The organism is Acinetobacter sp. WA-87 (assembly GCF_039938935.1).
GTDB lineage: Bacteria > Pseudomonadota > Gammaproteobacteria > Pseudomonadales > Moraxellaceae > Acinetobacter > Acinetobacter seifertii.
The window spans coordinates 384,953-410,731 of sequence record NZ_JBDUVF010000002.1 but is presented as its reverse complement, the minus strand read 5'-3'; the positions used below and the strand labels follow the sequence as shown (position 1 = coordinate 410,731).

20 protein-coding genes are annotated in these 25,779 nt (G+C 38.8%); 16 read left to right on the top strand and 4 right to left on the bottom strand.

Features of this window, described 5'->3' with window-relative positions; translation table 11 throughout:
* Positions 1–29: 29 nt before the first annotated feature.
* The 3 genes from ABFY81_RS08880 to rapA all read left to right on the top strand — a co-directional run bounded on the left by ABFY81_RS08880 (position 30) and on the right by rapA (position 4,487).
* The gene (locus ABFY81_RS08880; RefSeq protein WP_347913563.1) at positions 30–734 is read left to right on the top strand and encodes a phosphopantetheine-binding protein; all 705 of its coding nucleotides are present in this window, start codon (positions 30–32) and stop codon (positions 732–734) included.
* A 132-nt stretch (positions 735–866) separates the two neighbouring features.
* The gene (locus ABFY81_RS08875; RefSeq protein ID WP_049063305.1) at positions 867–1,505 is read left to right on the top strand and encodes an RluA family pseudouridine synthase; all 639 of its coding nucleotides are present in this window, start codon (positions 867–869) and stop codon (positions 1,503–1,505) included.
* Positions 1,506–1,649: 144 nt separating this feature from the next.
* Complete coding sequence (gene rapA / locus ABFY81_RS08870) at positions 1,650–4,487, top strand: RNA polymerase-associated protein RapA (protein WP_347913562.1); 2,838 nt, start codon at positions 1,650–1,652, stop codon at positions 4,485–4,487.
* Positions 4,488–4,542: 55 nt separating this feature from the next.
* Here rapA and ABFY81_RS08865 read toward each other — a convergent pair whose 3' ends face one another.
* Positions 4,543–5,559, bottom strand: a complete 1,017-nt coding sequence (locus ABFY81_RS08865) for an AI-2E family transporter (RefSeq protein ID WP_004700095.1) — start codon at positions 5,557–5,559, stop codon at positions 4,543–4,545.
* A 168-nt stretch (positions 5,560–5,727) separates the two neighbouring features.
* Entirely contained in the window at positions 5,728–6,423 is a 696-nt protein-coding gene (gene fabR, locus ABFY81_RS08860) for an HTH-type transcriptional repressor FabR (RefSeq protein ID WP_019457712.1), read from the bottom strand.
* Positions 6,424–6,563: 140 nt separating this feature from the next.
* On the opposite strand from fabR, the gene ABFY81_RS08855 reads away from it, so the two are divergent.
* Both ABFY81_RS08855 and ABFY81_RS08850 read left to right on the top strand, forming a co-directional pair.
* Positions 6,564–7,634, top strand: coding sequence for a ferredoxin reductase (locus ABFY81_RS08855; protein WP_191001301.1), 1,071 nt, complete (start codon positions 6,564–6,566; stop codon positions 7,632–7,634).
* Positions 7,635–7,646: 12 nt separating this feature from the next.
* Positions 7,647–8,741 carry an acyl-CoA desaturase gene (locus tag ABFY81_RS08850; protein ID WP_004700103.1) on the top strand — a complete coding sequence of 365 codons (1,095 nt, stop codon included), beginning with the start codon at positions 7,647–7,649 and terminating at the stop codon, positions 8,739–8,741.
* A gap of 44 nt (positions 8,742–8,785) precedes the next feature.
* On the opposite strand, the gene ABFY81_RS08845 is transcribed toward ABFY81_RS08850, so the two are convergent.
* Positions 8,786–9,487 carry an SIMPL domain-containing protein gene (locus ABFY81_RS08845; RefSeq protein WP_004700109.1) on the bottom strand — a complete coding sequence of 234 codons (702 nt, stop codon included), beginning with the start codon at positions 9,485–9,487 and terminating at the stop codon, positions 8,786–8,788.
* A gap of 466 nt (positions 9,488–9,953) precedes the next feature.
* Between ABFY81_RS08845 and ABFY81_RS08840 the strand changes: the two genes are divergently transcribed.
* From ABFY81_RS08840 to ABFY81_RS08830, 3 genes are all read left to right on the top strand, one after another.
* A complete protein-coding gene (locus tag ABFY81_RS08840) occupies positions 9,954–11,327 on the top strand; it encodes a diaminobutyrate--2-oxoglutarate transaminase (RefSeq protein ID WP_004700112.1) in 1,374 nt (457 codons plus the stop codon).
* A 2-nt stretch (positions 11,328–11,329) separates the two neighbouring features.
* Positions 11,330–12,862 (top strand): aspartate aminotransferase family protein, encoded by a 1,533-nt coding sequence (locus ABFY81_RS08835; RefSeq protein ID WP_004700113.1) that lies wholly within the window; start codon positions 11,330–11,332, stop codon positions 12,860–12,862.
* 286 nt (positions 12,863–13,148) lie between these two features.
* On the top strand, positions 13,149–14,579 hold the full coding sequence (locus ABFY81_RS08830) for an aldehyde dehydrogenase family protein (RefSeq protein ID WP_191010260.1): 1,431 nt from the start codon (positions 13,149–13,151) through the stop codon (positions 14,577–14,579).
* A gap of 70 nt (positions 14,580–14,649) precedes the next feature.
* Here the strand turns inward: ABFY81_RS08830 and ABFY81_RS08825 are convergent, their stop codons facing one another.
* Positions 14,650–15,135, bottom strand: coding sequence for an Lrp/AsnC family transcriptional regulator (locus ABFY81_RS08825; protein ID WP_004700117.1), 486 nt, complete (start codon positions 15,133–15,135; stop codon positions 14,650–14,652).
* Positions 15,136–15,269: 134 nt separating this feature from the next.
* Here ABFY81_RS08825 and ABFY81_RS08820 point away from each other — a divergent pair, with 134 nt between their 5' ends.
* The 8 genes from ABFY81_RS08820 to ABFY81_RS08785 all read left to right on the top strand — a co-directional run bounded on the left by ABFY81_RS08820 (position 15,270) and on the right by ABFY81_RS08785 (position 25,639).
* Complete coding sequence (locus ABFY81_RS08820; RefSeq protein ID WP_347913561.1) at positions 15,270–16,991, top strand: thiamine pyrophosphate-binding protein; 1,722 nt, start codon at positions 15,270–15,272, stop codon at positions 16,989–16,991.
* A 139-nt stretch (positions 16,992–17,130) separates the two neighbouring features.
* Positions 17,131–18,510, top strand: coding sequence for an amino acid permease (locus ABFY81_RS08815; RefSeq protein ID WP_347913560.1), 1,380 nt, complete (start codon positions 17,131–17,133; stop codon positions 18,508–18,510).
* Between the two features lie 447 nt (positions 18,511–18,957).
* Complete coding sequence (locus ABFY81_RS08810; protein WP_004707648.1) at positions 18,958–19,989, top strand: substrate-binding domain-containing protein; 1,032 nt, start codon at positions 18,958–18,960, stop codon at positions 19,987–19,989.
* 100 nt (positions 19,990–20,089) lie between these two features.
* On the top strand, positions 20,090–21,469 hold the full coding sequence (pstC, locus tag ABFY81_RS08805) for a phosphate ABC transporter permease subunit PstC (protein WP_039254447.1): 1,380 nt from the start codon (positions 20,090–20,092) through the stop codon (positions 21,467–21,469).
* Complete coding sequence (gene pstA, locus ABFY81_RS08800) at positions 21,466–22,863, top strand: phosphate ABC transporter permease PstA (RefSeq protein WP_263614309.1); 1,398 nt, start codon at positions 21,466–21,468, stop codon at positions 22,861–22,863. The genes pstC and pstA overlap by 4 nt, the downstream gene beginning before the upstream one ends.
* A 13-nt stretch (positions 22,864–22,876) precedes the next feature.
* Complete coding sequence (gene pstB, locus ABFY81_RS08795) at positions 22,877–23,779, top strand: phosphate ABC transporter ATP-binding protein PstB (RefSeq protein WP_004700130.1); 903 nt, start codon at positions 22,877–22,879, stop codon at positions 23,777–23,779.
* Positions 23,780–23,925: 146 nt separating this feature from the next.
* Positions 23,926–24,888, top strand: a complete 963-nt coding sequence (gene sohB, locus ABFY81_RS08790) for a protease SohB (RefSeq protein ID WP_019457719.1) — start codon at positions 23,926–23,928, stop codon at positions 24,886–24,888.
* Between the two features lie 133 nt (positions 24,889–25,021).
* A complete protein-coding gene (locus ABFY81_RS08785) occupies positions 25,022–25,639 on the top strand; it encodes a cytochrome b/b6 domain-containing protein (RefSeq protein ID WP_347913559.1) in 618 nt (205 codons plus the stop codon).
* The last annotated feature ends 140 nt before the right edge of the window (positions 25,640–25,779 follow it).

Here is a 25,779-nt window from a genome sequence, read left to right as displayed (position 1 = left end):
TTGAGCTATTTTTATATTTGTAGAGAACAATGTTTTATCCCTTACCTCGAAAAATCCAATTAGCGCCAAGTACTTCAAACTGGTCTATTGAATCTACGCATAGCATTTTACTCATGGTTGGGTTAAACGAGCTTGAAAATGCCCCTGACTGGATGAATCAGCCATTAGCCGACCATTTAGAATTACTAAGCAAAAGAGCACAGGCACTCGAAATTCCAGTCATGATGATTCAGTCATCTCAACTTCAACAGGTCATGTTACAGCTTGGGCAACAATTGTCATCAAACACTCAAGCACAAGTGATAATAGCTGGAAATTTATCCCCGTTGTTTAAGCAAGTGATGCAGCTTGTTTTATCCATTACAGATTATGTAGCTGTTGTAAATGATGCGATCTTGGCAGGTAGTTTAGAGCAGCATATACAATGGATTGAAAAAATCAGTTTTGACTCCATTCAACATATAAATACACAGACTTTAATGCGCTTATGGTCTTTAAGTGCACCATCGGCACAGGTGTTGTCCGATAAAGGAATTTTATTGGCAGTTGCTGAGCAGGTGGGGCGGCATCCAATGGAAATTCATCCTGAAATAGATTTAAGAAACTATGGTTTAGATGCTGTAGGAGTCAATTATCTGGTGGAGTTATGGCGTGCGAACGGTGCGAGTCTAAGCGCTGAAGAGCTGATGCAAACACCTACCTTGCAACATATTATGCAGTTATTGAAGCACTAATCGGCTTTAGCCATAAACTGAATCATAATATTTGCAAATTCTGTCGTTAATTTACCCGAACGGCATTGTAATTCGGACGTAAGCTTTTTATTATTGCCCGCTTGTTTTTCATCTTGCCTTGGGAATACAACTTTGAGTGATTTTCTAAGTGAACATCTGATCTATCGTGATGATGATTTTATGGTGATTCATAAACCTTCGGACATTTTGAGTGTGCCAGGGAAAGGTGATTTACATGACAGCGTTTTAACAAGACTGGTGGCAATTGAACCACGAACTTTGCTCATTCATCGCCTTGACCGCGATACCTCGGGTATTTTGGTTTTTGGGTTATCTAAGCGTGGACAAAGTGCGATTGCACGCCAATTTCAAGACCGTCAAACCTCGAAAATATATGAAGCGTTAGTCGCAGGCCACCTAGACGGCGAAGGAACTGTTGATATTCCTGTAGTCTATGACCCAAGTCGACCACCGTTGCATATTGTCGATGCTTCTCATAACAAACCTGCTTTAACACACTGGCAGGCGATTGAACATTTCCAGATTCAGGGACAACCGGTTACGCGTGTCAAATTAACACCGATTACCGGACGTTCTCATCAACTCCGTGTACACATGCAATATCTGGGACATCCGATTGTAGGTGATACATTGTATGCAACACCGGAACAATTACTTGTTCCTCGTCTGTGCTTGCATGCTAAACAGTTAAGCTTTAATCACCCTGTTTCAGGTGAATCATTAACGTTTAACTGTCCTGTACCGTTTTAATGTAAAAACTTTCAATGAGTAATTTTTGTAGCGAAACAATTTAATTGGTTTCTGCTGCAAAATTTTGCTTTAAAGACTACATAAAAAGATGCAAAAATAAGCTAATTTGCATCGTACAATATGTAGTGCGAACTTGAGAAAAAGGTGGAAAAATTGCAGCAGTATGCTATTGGTCAACGTTGGCTATCAGATACAGAGACTGAGCTCGGTTTAGGCGTTCTTATTGATGTAGATGAAAGATCTGTCAGCATTTTATTCCCCAAAAGTGATGAAACGCGTGTCTATGCACGTAACAACGCACCGTTGTCTCGCATCATCTTCAACAAAAATGATGAAGTTCAAGATCAAGAAGGCCAGAAGTGGATTGTTGAGACTGTTGAAGACCGTCATGGTGTTTTGCGTTATAACGTTGTTCGTACTTTAGAAAATGGCGAACAAGAACGTAAAGCGCTCAATGAAACTCGTATTGGTGCACAAATTCAGTTATCAAAACCTTTAGATCGTTTACTGGCAAGCCAGATCGATTATAAAGAATGGTATGACCTACGCATTGAAGCCATGCTCATGCAATCGCAAATGCAAACCAGTCCTTTACGTGGCTTGGTTGGTGCGCGTGTAGGTTTAATTCCACATCAACTCTATATTGCACATGAAGTCGGTAAACGTTTCGCACCACGTGTTTTACTTGCCGATGAAGTAGGTTTAGGTAAAACAATTGAAGCTGGTTTAATTATCCACCAACAGCTTAAAACTGGCCGCTCTGAACGTATCCTCATTTTAGTCCCTGATTCATTACAATATCAGTGGATGATTGAAATGCGTCGCCGTTTCAACTTGCAATTTTCTCTGTTCGATTTAACTCGTACTGCGTCTATTAAAGAACATGATCCAGAGCTTAACCCGTTCTTAACTGAGCAATGCATTATTGCCAGCGTAGATTTGATGGTGGACCATGACGATTTACGTGAGCAAGCACTAGAAGCTGGTTTCGATTTACTTGTTGTCGATGAAGCGCATCACTTAATGTGGAGCGAAGAAGAAGGCGGTAATGATCGTTATGATTTAGTTGAAGAACTTGCTGAAAATACAGCGGGTGTATTATTGCTTACCGCAACACCTGAACAGCTTGGTGTAGAAAGTCACTTTGCACGTTTACGTTTGTTGGATCCGCAGCGCTTTAGCAGTTTAGAACGCTTCTTGGATGAAGAAGCGCAATATCAGCAAACTGCTCAAGTTGCAGAAGTATTGATGTCTGATGAACCTTTAACTCAAGAGCATTTAACTGCTTTAGAAGGTTTATTGGGTCATTCAATGGAAGATCAGCCTGAGCAACGTTTCAGAGCGATTCATGAGTTGTTAGACCGTCACGGTACAGGTCGTATTTTATTCCGTAATACGCGTGAAGCGATTCAAGGCTTCCCAGGCCGTGATTGTCAACCAGCACCTTTGCCAGCGCCAGAAGATTGGTCAAAAGACGGTAAATTACGTGAGCAAATGTGGCCAGAAGAAGCACAACTTGATGGTTCATGGATGCAAAATGACCCACGTGTACCATGGTTAATGGAAATCTTGCGTAAAGAACTTAAGCATAAAAAGGTTCTTTTAATTGCACGTAGTGGTCCTGTTGTTGAATCTTTAGAAAGTGTACTTCGTTTGCATGCTGGTATTCGTACTGCAATGTTCCATGAAGGCATGAGTCTACTTGAGCGTGACCAAGCAGCGGCTTACTTTGCAGAAGAAAGCTATGGTGCTCAAATTTTACTATGTTCTGAAATTGGTTCAGAAGGTCGTAACTTCCAGTTTGCAAGTGATCTAATTTTATTTGATTTGCCTGCAAACCCAGACGTTTTAGAACAACGTATTGGTCGTTTAGACCGTATTGGTCAAGAAAACCGTATCCAAATTCATGTACCTTACTTAATGGGCACTGCTCAAGAGCGTATGTTCCGTTGGTACAACGAAGCGTTGAATATTTTCAGCAATATTTCTCCGACAGCTCAAACGCTGCAAGAGAACTTTATTGTTGAATTAAAAGACTGCTTACTTTCAGACCAAGGTCAAACCTTTGAAGATTTACTCGAAGAAGTCAATGTTCAACGTCAGGCTTTAGAAACAGAGTTACAAGCTGGTCGAGATCGCTTGCTTGAATACAACTCATGCCGTCCTATCGTTGCACAAGAAATTGTTCAAGCCTTAGAAGACTACGATGACAACACAACATTACCTATGTTTGTGAAGCGTTTTATGTCTTCAACTAATATTGATTTTGATGAGCAAAGTAACGGTACTGTGATTATTCGTCCGACAGACCAAATGCAAGTGCAAGGTTTGGCATTAGATGAAGAGGGCATGACTGCGACGTTCTATCGTGATCAGGCGCAAATGCGTGAAGATGCTCAATATCTGACTTTAGAACATCCGTTCATTGAAAGTGTCATGGAAATGATCCGTACACAATCATTTGGTAGTACTAATGTTGCTGTTCTTAAGTCAAACGCATTAAAGCAAGGTTCTGTATTACTTGAAGTTTGGTTTAAAGTTGATGTAGTTGCACCAAAATCTTTGAACTTGCCATCAAGCTTACCGAAACAGCTCATTCGCGTGTTGTTAAGTGAAAATGGTCAGGACTTATCTGAAAAGATTGATCCAACCATTTTAAAACCATATTTGCATCATTTAGATGGCAATAGCTGTCGCCAAGTGGTTAAAGCTCGCCGTGAAGTGATTGAAGAGCGCTATAGACAAGCGCTTGATATTGCTAAAGTCGGCTTGCCACAGCTTCAACAGCAGGCAAAAGAGCATTATGGTAATAAATGGCAATATGAGATTGACCGTTTAACGTATTTGAAACAGTTCAACCCAAGTATTCGTCAAGACGAAATTGAGCGCTTACAGAAGTTGCAAAAAGAAGGCTTGAGCTTACTCGATGGCTTAACAGTAACTCCTGAAGCAATTCAGGTACTTGTGGTAGTTAAACCATAAATGATGAGTCATAAAAAAGCGCCTTTAAGGCGCTTTTTTATTGAATAAATTTTAATTAAATCATTCTGGCATCTTTCAACTCTAATTTTAAATAGGCATAAAAGATTGGTGCTGCAATCAGGCCACCTAAACCAAAAATTGATTCAAAAATTAACATTGCCAATAAAATTTCCCATGCATTGGCATTAATTTTATGTCCAATAATTTTCGCATTAATAAAATATTCTAACTTATGCACTAATACGAGATAGAGCAGAGCAACACCTGCTAAACCCAGTGAAACCGTAAGCGCAGCAATAAAGGTGAGCGTATTTGAAATTAAGTTGCCTAAAATCGGAATTAAACCAAACAAGAAAGTAAGAATAGTTAATGTTTTGGCGAAAGGGAGATGAACACCCCAAATCGGCAATATTACAAACGCAAATAATATAAAGAGCAGCGTATTAATTGCCGAAATTTTAATTTGGGCAAAAACGACATTTCTAAAAGAAATTGATAACTTTTGAATACGTTGAATGAGTAAAGACTTAAATACAGGCTGTGGTGTACGGCGGTGAAAGCCATGAATCGCCACCAAAATACCAATAATGAGGCCCATAATCATCGTTACAAAGTTATGTAAGATATCGGAACTGGCATTTTTTAATGTCGTCACATTATCTTTCATAAACGCAAAAATTTCATCTTTTAGTTCTGTAACACTATCTGGAATATAACCTGGAAGATATTTGCCAATTTCGGTTTGTAAGTGCAATAGCGTTTGATCGACTTTATTGTTGATATTATGGATACCTACACCTTTTAAGTCATAAACGACAAAGCTAATTAAACTTGTAATGAAAAAGGCGATGAGTGAAACCGTGATAATACTCAGTAAAATACTAATAAAAATGCGGGCTCTTTGACCATCAATATAACGTTCAACAATAGAGCTTAAACTAATAATAATTTCATAAATGAGAAAGCCAGCAAAAAAGCTTGCTAAGAGATGCAAGGGGATAACCGAAAGCAAAAAAATGCCCATCAGAATATAGCTTGCAATCAGGCTTTGACGATTACTCAAACTTTGCATGTGAATCCCTAAATATCGTGGGGAAATATGGGTATATATTGCTAGAATAATAATTACTTATACTCTTGCATGTTGGTTGCTTCAATCTGTGAATTATATTTTTATCAAGAAATAAGTATGTCTGTATAAAAAATGGCTTGTACAATTACAAACCATTTTGTGTTGATCTTATCGTATCTTTGCTTCGTCTAGATGACGAGCACCTTCTAAAATCATTCTGATCATGATCATGGTTTGTTCTGCGACTTCTGCACGTTGATGGACTGGAAGATCCAGCACTTTAGCACCCATGTGAAATACAAGCTGTGTAATTGCTTTTGCAACAAGCTCAGGATGATATAGGTGATTGTTATTTAAACGCTCTAGACGGATTAAATCTTCTTGTAGTTCTTGTTGGAAGAAATTGAGCTGGCGGTCTACCGCAGCTTTATAAGAAGCTGAACCTGTAAAGCCTTCGCGTAACAATAGGCTTAAATTACCTTCGTCTGCATCAAGCTGTTGAAGAAAAATTTCTACCGAACTACGAATAATGCTGTCTTGAAAAGATGCACGCAAACGAGCTTGACGAATAATCTTACGTAAAACGATACCTGCGCGGTCAATCAGTGAAATGGCTAACTCATCAATATCTTTAAAGTGACGATAAAAGCTATTTGGTGCAATACCAGCTTCCCGTGCGACTTCACGTAAACTTAATGAGGCGATACTTTTTTGAGGACCGATCAGGTTAAGAGCGGCCTGAAAAAGTTCGTCTTTAGTAATCGTCGCTTTTCTTCCAACAGAACGCGTTGCTGTTTTTATTTCAATGACATCTTGTGAAGAGGCTGTGTCATTTTGGCTCTGAGAAAGTGAGGTTTGGGTCATGCTTTTCAATATATTCTTAAACTGTCTGGATTATAGCGTTAGACAGGTAACTTGTGAAATTGTAATTAAAAGTACGGATGTATATACAAATATATATACATGTGTATAATAATTAAAAAAGAGCGACAGAGCCCTCAGTTATGCAAGCAATCGAAAAGAGAAATTCTCTATTCAATTCATTAACACAAGCTGTATTTGACAAAAATATAGCGAGTTTCTGGCTACAAAAAATAAATCCTTTATGGTCTGTACAGCACGGACTAGTTCAAATTGTAAAAAAAGAATTCGTGGCTCATGACACTGTGAGCCTTACTCTAAAATGCAACCGTTTGGTCAAAACTGGCGCAGCAGGTCAGCATCATCCTGTTATTGTTGAAATTGCCGGCCGCCGTTACGAACGTACTTATAGCTTGACGCAAATCGATGCTGAGCACTTACGTTTAACAGTTAAAAAAGTTGCTGATGGTATTGTCAGTAACTGGTTTATTGCTGAAAGCAAAATTGGCGATATTTTTGAGCTTGGTCAACCTTATGGTGACATGCAACAAAATATTCAGACACCGAAATTAATTATGTTGGCTGCAGGCAGTGGCATTACACCAATGTTGAGTTTAATTACAGCAATTAAGCAAAGCCAGCAGTTAGAAAAAGTACAAGTTCAGCTTTTATATTGGGTAAAACAGCGCTCTGATGCTGCTTTTACAGAATATTTTGAGCAAGTGGCTGAACAAAATCCAAACTTTAGCTATCAGGTGTTCTATACGCAAGAAACACCTAATGATGAGCGTTTAAATGCTGAACATCTTGCGTTAGTTGATGATATTGAAAACAGCACGGTCTACGCATGTGGTCCATCTGGCTTTGTTTCAACTGTCGAAGAGCTTTTTGAACAAGCACCAGCCGTACTGACTGAAGCTTTTAGTTTAACTAATGAAAGTTCTGCAGATGATGTTGGTTATGTAAATGTCACATTAACCCAGTCTAATAAAGTGATTGCAATTCCTAAAGGCCAATCTATTTTAGTCAGCCTTGAGCATGAAGGGCTTAAGCCAACACATGGTTGCCGTATGGGAATTTGCAATAAATGTGTTTGTAGTAAAGCGCAAGGTTCTACCCGTAATTTACTAAACGGTAGTCAAAATACTGAACCAAGCCAGTTACTTAAGATTTGTGTCAACTCAGCACAATCCGATCTAGTTATTGATCTTTAAGAGAGAACTCTGATGAATATGCCAGTGAAAGTCGAATATTTTAAAAATCCTAAAAATCGCGATTTGACTCCAGCAGAGCTTGAAGCATTTGCAAAAGAGCTTGATCAGATCAAACAAGAAGTATTGGATGATTTGGGTGAAAAAGACGCTAAATATATTCGCCGTGTCTATGCCGCAGTTCGTTACAGTGGTCTTTTAGGTCGTGCTTGTCTATTTGCTGGATGGTTTCCGCCAGCATGGGTTTTAGGAACAGGTCTATTAGGTTTCTCTAAAATTATGGAGAACATGGAACTTGGTCATAACGTAATGCACGGTCAATATGACTGGATGAACGATCCTAAGTTTAATGGTCAAACTTATGAGTGGGACACCGTAGGTACATCTGATAACTGGCGCCAAACGCATAACTATAAGCATCATACCTATACCAATATTAAAGGTGTTGATGATGACATTGGTTATGGCTTGCTCCGTTTATTCCCAGAGCAACGTTGGAAACCAGGTTTTTTACTCCAACCTGTTTATAGCATTCCGTTTTGTTTATTGTTCCAGTGGGGCGTAGCAATTCAGAATCTTGAAATTGGTCGTGTTCTTTACAAACGTAAGACTAAAGCCAAATTTTTAGAAGAGTTAAAACCAGTTAATAAAAAAATTGGTAAACAACTTTTTAAAGACTATGTGTTCTTCCCATTAATTGCAGGGCCCGCAGCGTTGCCTGTATTTACTGGAAACCTAGTTGCAAATGGTCTGCGTAATATGTGGACATTTACGATTATTTTCTGTGGTCACTTTACAAAAGATGCAGAGGTATTTCCAAAGTCTGTTTTACAAGAAGAAAGCCGTGGACATTGGTATATGCGCCAAATTCGTGGTTCTTCAAACCTAAAAGGTTCAGAAGCATTACATATTTTAAGTGGACATTTGAGCCATCAGATTGAACATCATTTATTTCCTGATGTTCCAGCACGCCGTTATCGTCAAATGGCTCCAAAAGTTGAGGCTGTATGTGAAAAATATGGTATTAATTATAACAATGCGAGTCTGGTGAAACAGTTTGGACAGGTTGTAGGTCGTATCTTTAAATATGCTTTACCTTTTAAAAAATAAGTCAAAAAAGCCCTGAAATTTCAGGGCTTTTTTAGAACAACAAATTATTTAAACTGGATTGAACCGTTTGCATTAACAGTAATTTTAGATTCACCAGCTGCCATATCTTGAGCCGGTGCAGCTTCTGCCATAGCAAATTTAGCCATGCTGGCACGCATTACGGGTTGAGGGAAATAATTGTTAGTGTTCAAGTTTAAATTGACCAATGTATATTGGTTTTTGTTCCATGCTTGAGTCAACATTTGAGCACGTTGTTGGAAGTTTTTAGATGCTTCAACCATCAACTCATTTTCAACTTTTTTACGTTGTTCGTCAGAAACCGTAAAATTAATCGATTGAGTTTGGAAGTTTTGCTGCAATTCGTTCACTAACTGGCTAGCGGCTTTAAAATCTTTACTTTCAAGACGAATTTCAGCACGACCACGCCATTCTTTTAACTTATTGCTATCGTTATCGTAAATTGGATAAGTGCTTTGAGCACCAGTTTCCACTTTTACTTGCGGGTATTTACGGGAAGTTGCAAGCGCTTGATTCATTAACTGGTTAATCTGATTTGAAAGTTCAGCAGGCTGCTTGTTACTTTTTTCAATATACAAAGTGGCATGCATTTCATCGTTAGATACCTGACGAGAAGCTTCAGCTTGTACATTTACAATATTGTAGTGAAGGGCATTATCATCTTGGGCAAAAACCATAGGGCTGAGTACCGTACCAAGTAGAAGAGTAGATATTGCTAAAGTACGCATAAATTTATCCTTTAAAAATTAATATAAATTTAATTTTTTTCATTAAGAAATGTTAAACATAAGTTATGCATAACTTTGGCAGATTTTGTGGGGTATTTGTAATATTTAAATCAATTTTTTTAATTTTTGGTAAGAATAAAAACTATAAAAAATAAAAACTTAAAATTTAAGTGTTTCAATGTAACTTAAAGAATCAAACTAATATAAAAAAAGAATATTTTCTTTAGGTTGTCACATAGTATGATGATAATTCATCATAACTATTGGGATAATACATATTTTCAATAAGATTAGATGAGTAAAGTACACAAAAGACGTTTTTTTTCTTGCAAAATTAGGTATCATCGCGCTCCTAGTTACAAGATATAAAATATGTGTCTTCGCTAGTTCTATAAAGCACCGAGTCAAAGGACCAAAAGTCACCAGACTTATTTCTTTCTACCCTTATCAGAGATGGTAATCCGATATGAGCGTTACTTCTGTCAACCCTGCCGATAATGCTACCAACGAATATTATTTGACTCGCCAAAGTCAGATGGAATCGAATGTTCGTAGCTATCCACGTAAATTACCGTTAGCGATAGCGAAAGCACAAGGCTGCTGGGTTACTGATGTTGAAGGTACACAGTACCTTGATTGTTTAGCTGGGGCAGGTACATTGGCTTTAGGTCATAATCATCCTGCGGTGATTCAAAGTATTCAAGACACATTGGCAAGTGGTTTGCCATTGCATACTTTAGACTTAACCACACCTTTAAAAGATGCGTTTACTGAAGCGTTGTTAGCATATTTACCAGGCGGTAAAGAAGAGTACTGCTTACAGTTCTGTGGTCCTGCTGGTGCAGACGCGACTGAAGCAGCGGTTAAACTTGCTAAGACTTACACTGGTCGTAGTTCAGTAATCAGTTTTTCTGGTGGTTATCATGGTATGACCCATGGTTCACTTGCAATGACTGGTAACTTAAGTGCGAAAAACTCGGTTAACGGTTTAATGCCAGGCGTACAATTCATGCCATATCCGCATGAATATCGCTGCCCACTTGGTTTGGGTGGTGAAGCTGGTGTTGATGCTTTAACTTACTATTTTGAAAACTTTATTGAAGATGTTGAAAGCGGTGTAACAAAACCTGCTGCTGTGATTCTTGAAGCAATTCAAGGTGAAGGCGGTGTTGTTACTGCTCCAGTAAAATGGTTGCAAAAAATCCGTGAAGTGACTGAGAAGCACAACATCGTTTTAATTTTAGACGAAGTTCAAGCTGGCTTTGCACGTTCAGGCAAAATGTTTGCGTTTGAACATGCGGGTATTGAACCTGATGTTGTTGTAATGTCTAAAGCAGTAGGTGGTGGTTTACCACTTGCAGTATTAGGTATTAAACGTAAATTTGATGCTTGGCAACCTGCTGGTCACACCGGTACTTTCCGTGGTAACCAACTTGCTATGGGTACAGGCCTTGTCGTATTAAAAACGATTAGCGAACAAAATCTTGCTCAAAATGCGCAAGAACGTGGTGATTTCTTACAAGCTGAATTGAAAAAATTAGCTACTGAATTCCCATGTATCGGTAACGTACGTGGCCGCGGTTTAATGATTGGTGTTGAAATCGTTGACGAGCGTAAACCTGCTGACCGTATCGGTTCTCATCCTGCTGACTCTCAGTTAGCGGCTGCGATCCAGACTGCTTGCTTTAACAACAAGTTATTGCTTGAAAAAGGCGGTCGTAACGGTACAGTAATTCGTTTACTTTGCCCACTTATCATTACTCAAGAAGAGTGTGTGGAAGTAATTGCCCGCTTTAAGAAAGCAATTGCAGAAGCATTGGTTGCAGTACGAGGCGCGTAAATATGGTGGATTTTGCAGAACATCGTAAAGCGTTACTCTGCAATGATGCACAATCCATTGCTGACTATGAGTCAGCAATGGGCGAAGCGGTAAAAGCCGTTTCAGCATGGTTGCAAAATGAAAAAATGTACACAGGCGGTAGCATTAAAGAATTGCGTTCAGCAATTTCTTTCCAACCTTCAAAAGAAGGTATGGGTGTACAAGAATCACTTCAACGTATGATTGAGCTTTTCTTAAATAAAAGTTTGAAAGTACACCATCCACATTCATTAGCGCATTTACACTGCCCAACCATGGTGATGAGCCAGATTGCGGAAGTGTTAATCAATGCAACTAACCAGTCTATGGACTCATGGGATCAAAGCCCGGCAGGTTCATTAATGGAAGTTCAGTTGATTGATTGGTTGCGTCAAAAAGTAGGTTATGGTTCTGGTCAGGCAGGTGTATTTACTTCTGGCGGTACTCAATCTAACTTGATGGGTGTGTTGCTTGCTCGTGACTGGTGCATCTCGAAAAACTGGAAAGACGAAAATGGTAATCCATGGTCTGTACAGCGTGATGGTATTCCAGCTGAAGCAATGAAAAACGTCAAAGTTATTTGTTCTGAAAATGCGCATTTCTCTGTGCAAAAGAACATGGCAATGATGGGTATGGGCTTCCAGTCAGTTGTGACTGTTCCTGTGAATGAAAATGCTCAGATGGATGTTGATGCTCTCGAAAAAACGATGGCACATCTTCAAGCTGAAGGCAAAGTTGTTGCTTGTGTTGTTGCGACAGCCGGTACAACCGATGCTGGTGCAATTGATCCATTGAAGAAAATTCGTGAAATCACAACGAAATATGGTTCATGGATGCACATCGATGCTGCGTGGGGCGGTGCACTGATTTTGTCAAATGACTATCGTGCAATGCTTGATGGTATTGAGTTGTCTGACTCGATTACCCTCGACTTCCATAAGCATTACTTCCAAAGCATTAGCTGTGGCGCGTTCTTGTTGAAAGACGAAGCGAACTACCGTTTCATGCATTACGAAGCTGAATACTTGAACTCTGCTTATGACGAAGAACATGGTGTACCAAACCTTGTATCTAAGTCATTACAAACGACTCGTCGTTTTGATGCATTGAAATTGTGGATGACAATTGAATCACTAGGTGAAGACCTTTACGGTTCAATGATTGACCATGGTGTAAAACTGACTCGTGAAGTTGCAGATTACATCAAGGCAACTGAAGGTTTAGAGCTTTTAGTTGAACCACAATTTGCTTCGGTATTGTTCCGTGTTGTGCCACAAGGCTACCCAGTTGAGTTTATCGATAGCTTGAACCAAAACGTAGCAGATGAATTGTTTGCACGTGGTGAAGCAAATATCGGTGTAACAAAAGTGGGTGATGTACAGTCATTGAAGATGACAACATTAAGCCCTGTTGTGACATTTGAAAATGTTAAAAACCTTTTAGGTCAAGTATTGGCTGAAGCTGACCGCATTAAAGATGCGATTGCTTCTGGTAACTATGTACCACCAATCGACTAATTAAGTTGATAACAAAAAAAGCTCGGTTTATTGCCGGGCTTTTTTATTGCATATTATTTTTATTAAAAGTGTGCATCACAACAGAAGGAAATGCACAAAACATGCATATTTTCAAAAAACAAAAATAATTATGCATGATTTATGGGGAGCAAATTTCTTATTGTATTGGTATGTTCCCGATATTTTGGGTTGCATTGATATATCAATATCGTACTTACTTTAAATAATCCCGCTTTAACTGAAAAAAGTAAGTGGCTGTAATTACAATTAAGACAAGGAAGAAGAAATGCAACAAGCGAATATGCTCAATGAATTTAAACTCATTATTGGCGGTCAACTTTGTTCAGGTGAGCAAGGTGAACTAGAAATTCTAAACCCTGCTACTGGCTTAACTGCTGCACGTTGTGCAAAAGCATCAGTTGCACAGGTCAATCAGGCAGTGAGTGCAGCTAAACAGGCATCTAAAGCTTGGCAACAAGTCTCCCACGAAGAGCGTAAGTTAATCTTGAACAAGATTGCAGATGGCATTGAAAAGCACGCTGAAATGCTTGCAGAGTTGGTTGTACTTGAACAAGGTAAGCCATTGGCACTTGCACAAATGGAAGTGCAGGGTGCAATTGGCTGGACGCGTTATGCAGCTGCTATGGATTTACCTGTAGAAATCATTGAAGACAGTGAAACCAAGCGTATTGAGCGCCATCGCCAACCATTAGGTGTAGTGGCTTCAATTACGCCATGGAACTGGCCACTCATGATTGCAGTTTGGCATATCATGCCTGCTTTACGCGCGGGTAACGTTGTTATTAGCAAACCTTCTGAATACACACCACTATCAACTTTGCGTTTATGTGAAATCATTCAGCAAGAAGTTCCTGCTGGCGTAATTTCAATTGTGGTTGGTGCTGGTGAGATTGGCGAAGCGCTATCTTCTCATCCAGATGTACAAAAAGTCGTGTTTACGGGTTCAACTCGAACAGGTCAGCACATTATGGCTGGTGCAGCTCAGCAGTTAAAACACTTAACTTTAGAGTTGGGTGGTAATGATGCTGGTATTGTATTGCCAGATGCAAATATCGATGAAATTGCAGCCAAGATTTTTAACATGGCGTTCTTAAACGCTGGTCAAACATGTGCAGCCTTAAAACGTCTATACGTGCATGAAAGTCAATATGAGGCTTTATCGCAAAAGTTAGCTGACATTGCCAATGCTCAAGTTGTCGGTGATGGTATGGCGTCTTCTACCACATTTGGCCCAGTACAAAACCAAATGCAATATAACAAAGTGAAAGCGCTTATTACTGAAGCGATTGAACAAGGTGCAAAAGCACTTTCTGGACAACAACAGCTACCAGAGCAAGGCTACTTTATTGCGCCAACTATTTTGACTGAAGTTTCTGACTCTTGTCGCGTGGTGCAAGAGGAGCAGTTTGGTCCAGTATTGCCTATCTTAAAATATACAGATATCAATGATGCAATTGCTCGTGCCAATGACAGTGAGTTTGGTTTAGGTGGCTCAATTTGGTCTTCCGATATTAAAGCTGCTCAAACTTATGCTACTCAACTTCAATGCGGTACTGTTTGGATTAATACCCATGCAGAAGTCCTGCCTCATGCACCTTTTGGTGGCTGGAAAATGTCTGGTATAGGTGCCGAGTTTGGTTTGGAAGGTTTGCTTGAAAATACGATTGGGCAAACGGTTCATATCAGTAAAGTCTAAATATTAATTTTAAGGCGGATCTAATATCCGCCTTTTATTTTCACTCATAAGGTAGAAAAGCTTGGCTTGCTTATTGGGAGTGATGATAGCTCATACTCTTAGGTTTGATTAAAAAATGATTCTGTTCTTTGATTTTTTTTAGAACAATGTAAGACTTTATATGGCCTATAAAATTATAAGAAAGCAATCTTTCAGTCACAAATTGAGAAAGCTGTTCTAAGTTTTCAGCAACAACTTTTAAAATAAAATCTGCATCACCACTAATTGAAAACGCATCTTGAATATTATCCTCCGCTTCAATCAATTCTTGAAAAGCTTGCTGTGACTTTGCCTCGTGTGTTCTTAAATTAATGTGAATCATTGCTGTAACTTCCAGTCCTAGCGCCTGCTGCTGGATACGCGCGGTATAACCTAAGATTATGCCTTTTTGCTCTAGTAACTGTCTTCTTCTAGAACATTGTGAAGCAGATAAACCAATTAAATCTCCTATTTCCTGATTGGTGAGCCGTCCATTCTTTTGTAATGCTTGAATGATTTGCCAGTCGAACTTATCCATTGCATAAAATCCTTTTATGATACACAAATCATGTATTTTTATTAAAATGCGTTTTCATTATGCACGAAATCTAAAAGGTAGATGAAATATTATTTTTCTATGGAATAAAAATTGGTCTCAAAGGATATAGAGCAATGTTCATAGAAATCGGTGACTTTTTAAATCTTCGTTTAAAACAAATGGGTATCCAACATCTCTTTGGTGTACCTGGTGATTTTAACCTCTCATATCTAGAACAAGTTGAAGCAGACCCACAACTCGAATTTATTGGAAATTGTAATGAATTAAATGCTGCCTATGCAGCAGACGGTTATGCACGAATTAACGGTTTTTCTGCCTTGGCAACCACGTATGGTGTAGGTGACTTAAGTGCGATTAATGGTATTGCAGGTGCCTACGCAGAAAATGTACCTCTTATTCATATCTCAGGAATTCCACCGTTACATGCGGTTCAAAAGGGTACTCTCATACACCATACATTAGTTGATGGTAACTACGACAATATTATGAACTGTATGAAAGAGTTTACAGTTGCCCAAACTCGTTTAACTCCAGCAAATGCAGCCTTTGAAATTGACCGTGTATTACGTCAGTGTTTCCTTGAGCGTCGTCCTGTACACATTCAACTACCAGGCGATATTACCCACGTTAAAATTGAAGTACCTGAGCGTCCGCTCGACTTAAGCTACCCAGCTGTTGAACCTGAATTATTACAAACTGTGGTAAAAAAACTCTGTGACATTATTGAGAATGCTCAAAGCCCAGCACTTCTTATTGATAATGAAGCTTCAGTTTTTGGTGTAACGTCGCTTTTAAATGATTTATCTCAAAAATGCTCTATTCCATTTGCAGGTATGAATACTGCAAAAAATATTATGGATGAAGGTTCTCCTCGTTATATCGGGACTTATGTGGGTGGGGCAAGCCAACCGCATGTGAAAAATATCATTGAACAATCTGACTGTTTAATTGGTATTGGTGCACGTTTTACCGATGTTGGTTCAGCTGTATTTACTCATCAAATTGAGACCAAGAACTACATCGAAATTAAATCTTATGGCTTAAATATTTTTGGTCAGGATTTTCCGGGTATTGAGATTGGACAGTTACTTGTCGAGCTAAATAAAAAAGTTGCACCACGTAAATCATCAACACCTCTTCTCGAAAAACAACCTCAGAAAGTAGTTGAAGCTCCAGCTCAACAAAAACTAAGCCAAGATGTGCTTTGGAATTACATTTCAGGATTCTTAAAAGAAGATGACGTGATTATTGGTGAAGTAGGAACATCAAACTCTGCTTTGTCGGGTATAAAGCTCCCAGCTACAGCTAAATATATTGCTCAGCCGCTTTGGGGGTCTATTGGTTATACCTTACCAGCTTTGCTTGGTAGTTTGTTGGCTGCTCCAGAACGCCGTCAAATTTTATTTATTGGCGATGGTTCTTTCCAGCTTACGGTACAAGAGCTTTCTACCATTATCCGTCACGGTTTAAAACCAATTATTTTCTTGTTGAACAATGGCGGCTACACCATTGAACGATTAATTATGGGTGAAAATGCTGCCTATAACGACGTGCAAAACTGGAAATACACTGAAATTCCAGCTGTATTTAATGGTAAGAAAGGCCATACCACTTATGTGGTTGAAACAGCAGGGCAGCTAAAGAGCGTTTTAGACAATGTTCATTTAAATGACCAGTTAACTTTTATTGAATTAAAACTACCAGCAATGGATGCACCAGTAAGTTTGAAAAAATTTGCTTCTGTGATTGCGCGTTTTGACTACGGCGATCGTGGCTACGAAATTTTAAAGGAGCGTTCCCAGCCAGTTAAATGTAAGGATGCAAGCTCGTTTTAAATAGAAGATAGGACAAGTCTTCTCAAAATTAAATGGACTCATATTAAAGCAACTTATGTCCGAAGGTCGGTTTCTGATCTTCGGATGTAGTGCTGAATAAAGGTGTACAGGAAGTGACACCAACATTGGAGATAATGTTATGGATGCAAACAATAAGCACGAGTTAAAACAAGGCTTATCCAATCGGCATATTCAACTCATCGCACTTGGAGGAGCGATCGGAACAGGGTTATTCTTAGGTCTTTCACAAACAATTAAATTGGCTGGTCCTTCAATTTTATTGGGATATGCAATTGCAGGAATTATTGCCTTTTTAATTATGCGCCATTTAGGTGAAATGGTTGTTGAAGAACCAGTGAGTGGTTCTTTTAGTTATTTTGCGAACAAGTATTGGGGCAAAATGGCTGGTTTTATGTCTGGTTGGAACTATTGGGTGTTGTATGTACTAGTGAGTATGGCTGAACTGAGTGCTATTGGTACGTTTATCCAATTTTGGTGGCCCGAAATTCCGACATGGATGACTGCATTATTTTTCTTTATTTTAATTAACGGCATTAACTTGGTAAATGTCCGCTTTTTTGGGGAATCCGAGTTCTTATTTTCCTGCATTAAAATTGTTGCCATTTTAAGCATGATTGGCTTTGGTACTTATTTATTATTTTCCGGTTCAGCAGGTCCGCAAGCAGGTGTTGCAAATTTATGGCAACACGGTGGTTTCTTTCCGCATGGTATTCATGGCTTTATTATGGCTTTGGCTGTCATTATGTTCGCATTTGGTGGCTTAGAGCTTATTGGTATTGCGGCGGCAGAAACGAAGAAACCAGAAACAACAATTCCAAAAGCAGTAAATCAAATTGTGTACCGCATCCTGATTTTTTATATCGGTGCAATTGGTATTCTTTTATGTCTTTACCCTTGGAATATGGTTGCAGAAGGTGGTAGCCCGTTTGTTTTAATTTTCCAGTCACTCAATAGTAATGGCGTGGCAAATGTTCTTAACTTTGTGGTCTTAATTGCTGCTATTTCAGTTTATAACAGCTGTATCTATTGTAATAGCCGCATGTTGCATGGTTTAGCAGAGCAGGGTAATGCTCCTGCAATTTTGAAGAAAGTAAACAGTCGTGGTATTCCGGTTCCGGCAGCGGTTGTTTCTGCATCAATCACAGCTGTATGTGTGGTAGTGAACTACTTAATTCCTGGCCAAGCGTTTCAGATCTTTATGATGTTGGTTGTGGCAGCACTTGTCATTAACTGGCTTATGATTTCAGTCACACATTTGAAATTTACCAAAGCAATGAAATTGCAACGTCGCCAAACTAAGTTCCAAAGCATTATGAGTCCATGGAGTAATTATTTAACCATTAGCTTTGTATGCTTTATTCTTATTATTATGGCGATGACGCCAGATATGAGATTGGCTGTTATTTTAGGGCCTATTTGGTTAGCGGCTTTAGCTATCATGTATTTCTTGAAGTACCGTAAAAAAATGGTCGTAATGCCAGAAGTGCAATCAAACTAATAAGCTTAAATTTACAGTGATATTGCGGTTATCTGACAAAGAGCAGATAACCGTTTATCTTTTTGTCATAATATTTTCATGTTTGAGCGAAATAATTTTTCAAAATAAATATGACATGTAAAAAAATAAAAAATGGGTTAGTAAAATAATTTTGTAATCTCAATTCATTAAGTTTTTATAATTTAAGCATAATTATTAATTTGTTGATTTGAGTCTTTGTCACATTCAAAATTAAACTTGAGTGCGAGCTACCTTGTAAAATAAGATTAAATAATTGATATAAAATAGAATTAGAAATATGACAGTCCCGATTTTAAAAATCATTAAAGCGTCATAATACTGTAACTTATTTGTCATATTTTCTATTCACAATGCAGCTATCGAAGAGCGTACAAGCACTAAACAAAAAGTGACGTACAACCTATTGCATTAATGAGAGAGAACAGAATGCGCTTAAATCCACGTCAAATCGCAATTGCGTTAGCAGTAACTGGGGCCGCTGTAACTACGACTGCAAATGCAGCTCGTGATACGATTCAAATTGCTGGTTCTTCAACTGTATTACCGTTTGCCAGCGTTGTAGCTGAAGAGTTTGGTAATACATTCCCTCAATTTAAAACTCCTGTTGTGGGTTCTGGTGGTTCTTCTGCAGGTTTAAAGCAGTTCTGTCAAGGTGTTGGTGACAACACAATCGACGTTGCAAACGCTTCTCGTAAAATTAAAAGCACTGAAATTGAAGCTTGTAACAAAGCTGGTGTAAAACAAATTCAAGAAATCAAAATTGGTTATGATGGTATCGTATTCGCGTCTAGCTCACACAAAGCAGCTTATAAATTAAAGCCTTACCATGTGTTTGCTGCTTTAGCTGCGCAGTTACCTTCAAAAGGTAAATTGGTTCCAAACCCATATACAAACTGGAACCAAATCGACAAATCACTTCCTAACGAACCTATTACGCTTGTAATTCCTGCGTCTAACCACGGTACGCGTGAAGTTTTCCAAGAGAAAATGGTTGATGCTGGTTGTGAATCATACGAATACTTCAAAAACTTAGATAAAGACGCTCAGAAGAAAGCATGTTCGACTTTCCGTAAAGACGGTCGTGTAATTGAAATTGCTGGCGACTATACAGAAACTTTAGCTCGTTTAAAAACTTCTCCAAGTGCGGTAGGTGTGTTCGGTTTAAGCTTCTATGACATGAACCGTGACAAGTTACGTGTAGCATCAGTAAACAACGTACTTCCTTCTGAGAAAACTGTGTTAAACGGTACATACCCTGTATCTCGCCCATTGTTCTTCTATGTGAAAGGCGAACACTTAAAATCAGTTAAAGGTTTACCACAGTATGTAGAATACTTCCTAAGCAAAAAAGCGACTGGTAAAGGTTCTAAAGCTGAGCGTGACGGTTTAATCGCAATGTCTGATGCAGAACGCGCTAAAGTCTTGGCTGACTTTAAAGCAGGTAAAACTGTTAAATAATTTGTTTTGAATAGGGGCTGGTGATCCCAAGTGATCATCAGCCTTTTTGTCTAACACGTTTTTCCCAAATTATGACAATTGAGAAAACAGTGGAGAATACATGAATCTGCTACTTATCGGTGTGTTGTTAGCCCTTGTGGCAATTGCATATCAACTTGGGCTAAGAAAGAGCCGCCACCTAGCAGGTAAGGGAAGCAACTCGGCGACACTACATTCTCGTCCTGGTTATTATGGTGCACTGGTTGGGCTTTGGTGCGGTATCCCTGCTTTTTTAATTTTGATCATTTGGAACTTGGTTGAGCCAAGTATTTTAAATCATATTATCTTTAATAATGTTCCTGCTTCTGTCGCTGCATCTCTAGATGAAGCAGCAAGAAGTGTTCTTGTTGATCGAGTTCAATCGATTGCTTCAGGTTTTGGGGTAAGTGATCATCCGGAAGCTTATGAATTGGCTGCGGCTCAGCAATATGCAAAATTTCAAACTATTGGCTCTTTTGCTAAATTTGCCGTTGTTGTTTGCGCTGCCTTATTAGGCTTGGTCTGGGCAAAGAAAAAAATCAATCAAGAATATCGCGCTCGTAACCAAGTTGAACGTGCCATTAATGTTGCTTTAATCTTGTGTTCTGGTGTTGCAATCTTAACCACTATCGGCATTGTAATGTCGATGTTTGGTGAAGCAATGCACTTCTTCCACTTTGTAAGTCCAATTGACTTTTTCTTTGGAACTGAATGGAACCCAGGTTTTAGTACTTCAGGTAATGCAGAAGGTAGCTATGGTTTATTACCATTACTATGGGGTACGCTCATGGTCAGTGGTATTGCCTTATTGGTTGCTGTACCAGTTGGCTTAATGATTGCTATTTATTTAGCTGAATACGCATCCCCATGGTTACGCTCATGGGCAAAACCAACCATTGAAGTTTTAGCGGGTATTCCAACGATTGTTTATGGTGTTTTTGCCATGATGGTTATTGGTCCATTCTTTAAAGCTGTTGGTGCTCATATTGGTATCGAAATTAACGCAACCAGTGCTTTGACTGCAGGTTTCGTAATGGGAATCATGATTATCCCATTTGTTTCATCTTTGTCAGATGACATTATTACTCAGGTTCCACGTGCACTTCGTGATGGTTCACTCGGGCTTGGGGCAACCAAATCAGAAACAATCCGCCAAGTGGTTTTACCAGCAGCTTTACCAGGTATTACTGGGGCATTTTTATTGGCTGTATCGCGTGCCGTAGGGGAAACCATGATTGTGGTTTTGGCAGCGGGGAACAGTCCACTTCTACATGCAAATCCGTTTGAAGCTGTTTCGACAGTTACAGTAACTATTGTAAAACAGTTAACTGGCGATACCGATTTTGCAAGCCCGCAAGCCTTGGTGGCATTTGCACTGGGTTTAACACTCTTTGTGATTACCTTGGGATTAAACATTGTTGCACTGTACATTGTGCGTAAATACCGTGAGCAATACGAATGAGTACATCAAATACATCGTCTCCTATGGATCAGAACGTATTTGATCCACAAGCTGCTGCTCAGGCACGTGATCGCCGTAAAAAAGTGATTGAAAAATCATTGGCGAAGCGTCACCGTAAAGAAAAAGCTTTCCGTATTGCTGGTTTATCGGCAGTTGTTATTGGTCTTGCATTCGTTGCGCTATTGTTCGGTAGTATTTTGGCAAAAGGTTTACCAGCATTTTGGCAAACCAGCATGAATGTTCCAGTTTACTTTGACCCTAAAGTGATTGATGCGGGTCCTGTGCCTGTTCGTACTCAGGGTGAAACACCGGCGCATTACCAAGAACGTTATGTCGATTGGCAAACAAAAATGGGTATGGTGGATTGGGATAGCCTGATCGTAAATGGTATGGTTGCTAAAGACCCTTCACTTGAGTCACAGCGTGATTCCTTACGTAGCCTTTATGCAAGTTCTGAAGCTTATCGTTTACGTGACATGGTATTTGCTGACCCATCACTGATTGGTAAAAAAGAGAATCTTACATTCTTGGGCGATGCTAACGTAGACGTATGGTTAAAAGGCAATATTGACCGCTCATTACCAGATGACCAGCAACAGCTTGATCCGGAAATCCGTAAGCTTGCAGATGATTTGAAAGCAAAAGGTATTCTCGAAAATACATTTAATACCAACTTATTTACAAATCCGGACTCTCGTAGTTCACCAGCAATTAGTGGTCTTGCAGGTGCATTCATGGGCTCGTTATTTATGATGCTAATTGTGATTATTATTTCGATCCCAATTGGTGTAGCGAGTGCTATTTATCTGGAAGAGTTTGCACCAAAGAACTTTCTTACAGACATTATTGAAGTCAACATTAATAACCTTGCGGCTGTTCCTTCAATTGTGTTCGGTTTACTTGGTGCTGCCATTTTCATTGGCTGGATGCACTTACCATTGTCGGCTCCGTTTGTTGGTGGTTTGGTACTAAGTTTAATGACATTGCCAACAGTCATTATTACAACACGTGCTTCTTTAAAAGCTGTGCCACCATCAATTCGTCAAGCTGCACTTGGTTTGGGGGCTTCAAAAGTACAAACCGTTTTCCATCATGTTTTACCTTTGGCGATGCCAGGGATCATGACAGGTTCAATTATTGGTGTTGCACACGCCCTTGGTGAAACTGCGCCGTTACTTTTAATCGGAATGAGTGCATTCGTTGCAAGTATTCCAACAACTCCATTTGATCAAGCAACTGCTTTACCTGTTCAAGTTTACTTATGGCAGGGTAATGAGTTGCGTAACTTCTTCGAAGGCCGTACTGCTGCTGCGATTATCGTACTTCTTGCATTAATGATTGGTTTAAACAGCCTTGCAATTTGGTTACGTAAAAAGTTCGAAGTGCGTTGGTAATAGAGGATAAATAATGAATACTATTGATATTACGAATTCCTTAGAAAAGGATAAGTTAGTGAATACTGAACAGTCTCAATTTACAGATAAGCCGCTGAACCATGGCACTTCATATGTTTCGCATTTTGAACCACAAACTTCAAAAAAGCAGAACTCAACTGAAATCAAAATTAGTGCACAAGATGCCCATGTTTACTATGGCGACTTTGAAGCAATTAAAGGCATTGATTTAGATATCTATCAAAATGAAGTGATTGCATTCATTGGACCATCAGGTTGTGGTAAATCGACTTTCCTACGCACTCTAAACCGTATGAATGACACGATTGATGGTTGCCGTGTAACAGGTAAGATCACTTTAGATAACAAAAATATCTATGATCCAAATCTGGACGTTGTATTGCTACGTGCTCAGGTGGGCATGGTATTCCAAAAGCCAAACCCATTTCCTAAATCTATTTTTGATAACGTTGCATATGGACCAAAGCTACACGGTCTAGCACGTGATAAATACGACCTAGAAGAAATCGTTGAAAATAGCTTGCGTAAAGCGGGCTTATGGGAAGAAGTGAAAGACCGTTTGAATCAGCCGGGTACAGGTTTATCTGGTGGTCAGCAGCAACGTTTATGTATTGCACGTACGATTGCGGTAAGTCCTGAAGTTATTCTGATGGATGAACCATGTTCTGCACTTGATCCAATTGCAACAGCAAAAGTGGAAGAGCTTATTTCAGAACTTTCTGATCAATATACGATTGTGATTGTAACGCACTCAATGCAACAAGCAGCACGTGTTTCAGACCGTACAGCTTACTTCCATTTAGGTGATCTGATCGAAGTAAACTCTACAGAAAAAGTATTCACGCAACCTGACCATCAATTGACAGAAGCGTACATTACTGGACGTTTCGGTTAATTTATAGCTGTGAAAGAAAAAGAGCCTTGTGCTCTTTTTTTATTTAATAAATGAAAATGAATCTATTTTGCAAAATCGCTATTGAATTTTAATCAAAAGAACCACATCTTAAGGCTATAAAGACAAACTTATGAGCATAGAATTTTATGTTATTCCATTTGCCTAAACTCCCTGCGGAAATACGTGTCAGCCATTTAAATGCACGTGTAAATGAACAGAGAAAAAAAATTGCACAAACTACAGCAAGTCGTTTAGAGCTTTTACAATTAGCTCAACAACTTGCGAAAGAAGCTAAAATCCGCCGTAAGAACAATCAGAAAATTTTTGTTTTAGATTTTAAAGGTGATATTCAGGCATCTGCGGTTGAAAATCTTCGTGAAGAAATCACACTTATTTTAGCAACGGCTAAAGCCGGACGCGACCGTGTTGTGGTACGCCTTGAAAGTCCTGGTGGTATGGTTCATGGTTATGGACTGGCAGCAGCTCAGTTGGTTCGTTTGCGTGACGCAGGTTTTCATTTAACAATTTGTGTCGACAAGGTTGCTGCAAGTGGCGGCTATATGATGGCTTGTATTGCCAATGAAATTATTTCTGCACCATTTGCTGTTGTTGGCTCTATTGGTGTAGTTGCTCAGGTTCCAAATTTCAATCGTCTTTTAAAACAGCATAACGTTGACTTCGAACTTTATACAGCAGGGCAATATAAGCGTACTGTGACCATGTTTGGTGAAAATACGCCTGAAGGGAAAGCTAAGTTTGAAGAAGAGCTACAACAAACGCATGTCTTATTTAAGCATTTTGTAGAGAAGTATCGTCCACAGCTGAATGTAGACAAAGTTGCTACAGGCGAGCATTGGTATGGACAAGATGCGCTTGATTTAAACCTTGTAGATAAACTAGAAACATCTGATGAGTATTTATTAGCTTTATTACCTCAGCATGATGTCTATGTGATCAACACACGTAAAAAGGCAACTTTGGGTGAAAAGTTGGGTTTACAAGCTGCTCAAATGGCGGATAGCCTGATTCCGGCGGTAATGAATAAAGTTGCAGACACTTTGGCAAAAGCGAATTCAACGCTAGTTCAAATGCGTGATACAAAATTTTAATTAAGATATTTATAAAAGAAAGAGCACCTTAATGGGTGCTCTTTTTATATCGATGATTAAAAGAATCTGCTTAATATTTGTTTAAGTTTCAATTGCCAAAGTAGGAGTTAATTCCTAAGTTTTGAGTTTTGTGATGTCAAAGACTTTGTCGCATATTGATATTCTCATAAGAATTTTACACATCATTATTATGATTGCTTTTACTGGAGCTTACTTTACAGGCGATAATGAAGACCTACATCAAGTGCATATGATGTTTGGTTATATACTTCTCATCAGTATTACCATACGAGTTATTTGGCATTTTTTAAGTCCGCGTGTTTCAAATAGCGCACCATTTGGCATAAAAAAGCGCAGCAGTATGGCATTCAATGCAATTAAAAAATCATTTAGTCATGCAAATTCAGCAAGTATTTTTTCGAAAAATTCAATTCAACTGTTCAGCATTGGACTATTTCAAGCTTCGATTGTATTTATTTTCATACTCATTCCTGTTGTTGTAGCACTTGGATACGGAACAGAGCACTTTACTTATTCTTTGAGAGACTTACATTCATTTTTCGCAAACTTATTTTTAGCCTTAGTTATCGTGCATCTTTCGACACTTGTTTTAAATAGCATACTTGCGAAACGCTTTCAGGGTTGGACTATGCTTAAGATGACACTTGCTGATAAGAAAATAACGAATTATATGACTTTATTTGTTTTAGTCCTTATAGGTGCATTTAGCTACTTTTACTTAGGAATGTAATATATACGTTTTATGTCTGTCCTGTTTAGTTATATTTTGAATGGAAAGAAAAAAAATATTATTGATAAATATACTTATTGAATTGTGATGGGTAAGTGATTTTGATATTTTAGGCAACAATAAAATAGCTTTTAGATGAC

What these genes read in the sequence shown, in the direction of transcription:
- ABFY81_RS08880 (WP_347913563.1), top strand. Translation starts at nt 30, where the DNA reads ATGTTTTATCCCTTACCTCGAAAAATCCAATTAGCGCCAAGTACTTCA.
- ABFY81_RS08865 (WP_004700095.1), bottom strand. Translation starts at nt 5,559, where the DNA reads ATGCAAAGTTTGAGTAATCGTCAAAGCCTGATTGCAAGCTATATTCTG.
- fabR (WP_019457712.1), bottom strand. Translation starts at nt 6,423, where the DNA reads ATGACCCAAACCTCACTTTCTCAGAGCCAAAATGACACAGCCTCTTCA.
- ABFY81_RS08855 (WP_191001301.1), top strand. Translation starts at nt 6,564, where the DNA reads ATGCAAGCAATCGAAAAGAGAAATTCTCTATTCAATTCATTAACACAA.
- ABFY81_RS08850 (WP_004700103.1), top strand. Translation starts at nt 7,647, where the DNA reads ATGAATATGCCAGTGAAAGTCGAATATTTTAAAAATCCTAAAAATCGC.
- ABFY81_RS08845 (WP_004700109.1), bottom strand. Translation starts at nt 9,487, where the DNA reads ATGCGTACTTTAGCAATATCTACTCTTCTACTTGGTACGGTACTCAGC.
- ABFY81_RS08840 (WP_004700112.1), top strand. Translation starts at nt 9,954, where the DNA reads ATGAGCGTTACTTCTGTCAACCCTGCCGATAATGCTACCAACGAATAT.
- ABFY81_RS08835 (WP_004700113.1), top strand. Translation starts at nt 11,330, where the DNA reads ATGGTGGATTTTGCAGAACATCGTAAAGCGTTACTCTGCAATGATGCA.
- ABFY81_RS08830 (WP_191010260.1), top strand. Translation starts at nt 13,149, where the DNA reads ATGCAACAAGCGAATATGCTCAATGAATTTAAACTCATTATTGGCGGT.
- ABFY81_RS08825 (WP_004700117.1), bottom strand. Translation starts at nt 15,135, where the DNA reads ATGGATAAGTTCGACTGGCAAATCATTCAAGCATTACAAAAGAATGGA.
- ABFY81_RS08820 (WP_347913561.1), top strand. Translation starts at nt 15,270, where the DNA reads ATGTTCATAGAAATCGGTGACTTTTTAAATCTTCGTTTAAAACAAATG.
- ABFY81_RS08815 (WP_347913560.1), top strand. Translation starts at nt 17,131, where the DNA reads ATGGATGCAAACAATAAGCACGAGTTAAAACAAGGCTTATCCAATCGG.
- ABFY81_RS08810 (WP_004707648.1), top strand. Translation starts at nt 18,958, where the DNA reads ATGCGCTTAAATCCACGTCAAATCGCAATTGCGTTAGCAGTAACTGGG.
- pstC (WP_039254447.1), top strand. Translation starts at nt 20,090, where the DNA reads ATGAATCTGCTACTTATCGGTGTGTTGTTAGCCCTTGTGGCAATTGCA.
- pstA (WP_263614309.1), top strand. Translation starts at nt 21,466, where the DNA reads ATGAGTACATCAAATACATCGTCTCCTATGGATCAGAACGTATTTGAT.
- pstB (WP_004700130.1), top strand. Translation starts at nt 22,877, where the DNA reads ATGAATACTATTGATATTACGAATTCCTTAGAAAAGGATAAGTTAGTG.
- sohB (WP_019457719.1), top strand. Translation starts at nt 23,926, where the DNA reads ATGTTATTCCATTTGCCTAAACTCCCTGCGGAAATACGTGTCAGCCAT.
- ABFY81_RS08785 (WP_347913559.1), top strand. Translation starts at nt 25,022, where the DNA reads ATGTCAAAGACTTTGTCGCATATTGATATTCTCATAAGAATTTTACAC.